The sequence below is a fragment of the Sphingobium sp. SG1 genome (genome assembly GCF_057063145.1).
The window spans coordinates 1-631 of the sequence record NZ_JBVVOJ010000069.1 but is presented as its reverse complement, the minus strand read 5'-3'; the positions used below and the strand labels follow the sequence as shown (position 1 = coordinate 631).

The 631-nt window shown below is 62.0% G+C and carries 1 protein-coding gene; it reads left to right on the top strand.

Annotated features, from left to right (window positions below):
* The coding region (locus AC0KVN_RS27595) for an IS6-like element IS6100 family transposase (protein ID WP_483656831.1) at positions 1 to 631 on the top strand (631 nt) is incomplete at both ends.

Genomic DNA, 631 nt, shown 5'->3' with positions numbered 1-631 from the left:
CGGTCGACCATACGACGATCTATCGCTGGGTCCAGTGCTACGCCCCGGAGATGGAGAAGCGGCTGCGCTGGTTCTGGCGGCGTGGCTTTGATCCGAGCTGGCGCCTGGATGAAACCTACGTCAAGGTGCGGGGCAAGTGGACCTACCTGTACCGGGCAGTCGACAAGCGGGGCGACACGATCGATTTCTACCTGTCGCCGACCCGCAGCGCCAAGGCAGCGAAGCGGTTCCTGGGCAAGGCCCTGCGAGGCCTGAAGCACTGGGAAAAGCCTGCCACGCTCAATACCGACAAAGCGCCGAGCTATGGTGCAGCGATCACCGAATTGAAGCGCGAAGGAAAGCTGGACCGGGAGACGGCCCACCGGCAGGTGAAGTATCTCAATAACGTGATCGAGGCCGATCACGGAAAGCTCAAGATACTGATCAAGCCGGTGCGCGGTTTCAAATCGATCCCCACGGCCTATGCCACGATCAAGGGATTCGAAGTCATGCGAGCCCTGCGCAAAGGACAGGCTCGCCCCTGGTGCCTGCAGCCCGGCATCAGGGGCGAGGTGCGCCTTGTGGAGAGAGCTTTTGGCATTGGGCCCTCGGCGCTGACGGAGGCCATGGGCATGCTCAACCACCATTTCGC